Source organism: Marseilla massiliensis (genome assembly GCF_016899855.1).
Taxonomy (GTDB): Bacteria; Bacteroidota; Bacteroidia; order Bacteroidales; family Bacteroidaceae; genus Prevotella.
Map to the genome: position 1 here is coordinate 1 of NZ_JACJJG010000178.1, position 2,302 is coordinate 2,302.

The 2,302-nt window shown below is 55.0% G+C and carries 1 protein-coding gene; it reads left to right on the forward strand.

Going from position 1 to position 2,302, the window contains the following annotated elements:
- Positions 1–209: 209 nt before the first annotated feature.
- Positions 210–2,192: a type I pullulanase gene (gene pulA, locus H6A34_RS14105; RefSeq protein WP_205106032.1), complete on the forward strand. Its 1,983-nt coding sequence runs from the start codon at positions 210–212 to the stop codon at positions 2,190–2,192.
- Positions 2,193–2,302: the final 110 nt, after the last annotated feature.

Consider the following 2,302-nt stretch of genomic DNA (forward strand, 5'->3'; position numbering starts at 1 on the left):
ACTTATGAGCATACAAGATAATACAAATACTTGAATATCAGCATCTTATCTTTATCCAACAGAACTGCGGATGAACCCAAAAGACGGTCTTTGGCCTTCCAAAAGGCCGTCTTTTACAATCCGAAAGGCCACCTTTCGCACCCTAAAAGACGGCCTTTTACAACGCATTGAAAACCAGGATGTTACGAAACCTATAAAAGATGACATATATGAAGATTACAAACCTGTTGCTTGCGGGCTTCCTCTCGCTGCTTACGGCGCAGGAGGCCGTGGCGCAAAACGTGTCGGCAAATGACGCCGACAATGCGCAATTAGCGGTTGAGGGACAACACGCCTTAGCGCTTGACTTCAACAATGAGGTGGCGTATTCGCCGCAGAAGACCGTCTTTAAGCTCTTCGCCCCTAAGGAGGCAAAGGCCGTTACCCTGCGCATTTACGCCGACGGGCAAGGCGGCCAGCCGCTGAAAACGGTCAAGATGGCTTATGACGGCCATGTGTATTACACCGCGACGGTGGACGGCGACCTGAAAGGCAAGTTCTATACCTTCGACACCGGGCGGGGCGAGTGCCCCGGAGTGTTCGCCAAGGCCGTCGGAGTGAACGGACAGCGCGGCGCTATCGTTGACCTTGACGCTACCGACCCCGAGGGCTGGAAGGCTGACCGTATCACGCAGAAGGTGAACATGGCCGACCTCGTTGTCTACGAAATGCATCACCGCGACTTCTCTATCGACCCGTCGTCGGGCCTGAAATACAAGGGCAAGTTCCTCGCCCTGACCGAGAGGAAGGCGATAGACCACCTGAAAAAGCTTGGCGTCAACGCCGTGCATATACTGCCGTCGTTCGACTATGCGTCGGTAGACGAAACGAAGTTGGACACGCCTCAATACAACTGGGGCTACGACCCTGTGAACTACAACGTGCCTGACGGCTCGTATTCTACCAATCCTTACGACCCCGCGGTACGTATAAAGGAGTTCAAGCAGATGGTACAGGCGCTGCACAAGGCCGGCATACGCATTGTTCTCGACGTCGTGTATAACCATACTTTCGACCTTGAGAGCAGCAACTTCCAGCGTATTTTCCCCGACATATACTATCGCAAGACGGCCGACGGCAAGTGGTCTGACGGTTCGGGTTGCGGCAATGAGACCCGTAGCGAACTTGCCCCGATGCGCAATTTCATGCTACAGTCAATGCGTTATTGGGTTGACGAGTACCATATCGACGGCTTCCGTGTAGACCTGATGGGCGTGCATGACATCGAGACAATGAACCAGATAAGCGCCATGTTCGCCCGTGAGTTCCCCGCTACGTTCATCTACGGCGAGGGCTGGAGCGCCGGAGCGTGCGCATATCCGGTAGACAAGCTGGCCATGAAGGCCAACATGAAGCAAATGCCTGGTATTGCGGCGTTCGGCGACGAGCTGCGTGACGCCTTGCGCGGGCCGTTCAGCGACGACACCAAGGGTGCCTTCATAGCAGGCATTCCGGGCAGCGAGGAGAGCCTAAAGTTCGGTATAGCCGGCGCCATAAGCCATCCGCAGGTAGACATGTCGAAGGTAAATTACAGCAAGGAGGCATGGGCCGGGCAGCCGTGGCAGATGATGAGCTACGTCAGTTGCCATGACGACATGTGCCTGGTAGACCGCCTTCGCGCCAGCGTTCCGGGCATAACGCAGGACGAGCTCATACGTCTCGACCTGCTGGCGCAGACTGCCGTGTTCACGTCGCAGGGCGTACCCTTCATCCAGGCGGGCGAAGAGGCGCTGCGCGACAAGAAGGGCGTGCACAACAGTTATAACTCCCCGGACAGCGTGAACCGCATTGACTGGACCAACCTTGACCGGTATCCGCAGGTGTTCAGCTATTACAGCAACCTCATCTCCATGCGTAAGAACCATCCGGCCTTCCGCCTCGGCGACGCCGACAAGGTGCGCCGCCACCTCGAGTTCCTGCCCGGTGGTGACAATCTCGTGGCCTTCCGTCTGAAAGATAACGCCGGCTGTGACACCTGGAATAACATTATCGTGATACTTAACTCGGCAAAGCAGGCCCGCACCGTAGCCGTACCCGCCGGCAAGTACACCGTAGTGTGCCGTGACGGAGTAATCAACGAGGCCGGTCTAGGCACCGTAGAAGGCCCGCAAGTGGAAGTACCGGCACAGTCGGCAGTGATTATGTATCAGTAATTTTTCAGGAGTTAAGGTAGTTAAAGAAGTTAAAGTAGTTAAAGTCAAATGCTTTGTTGGATGAAGAACGAATACTCAGGTTTGCCTGTTCAGTTGAAAAATCTTCACTT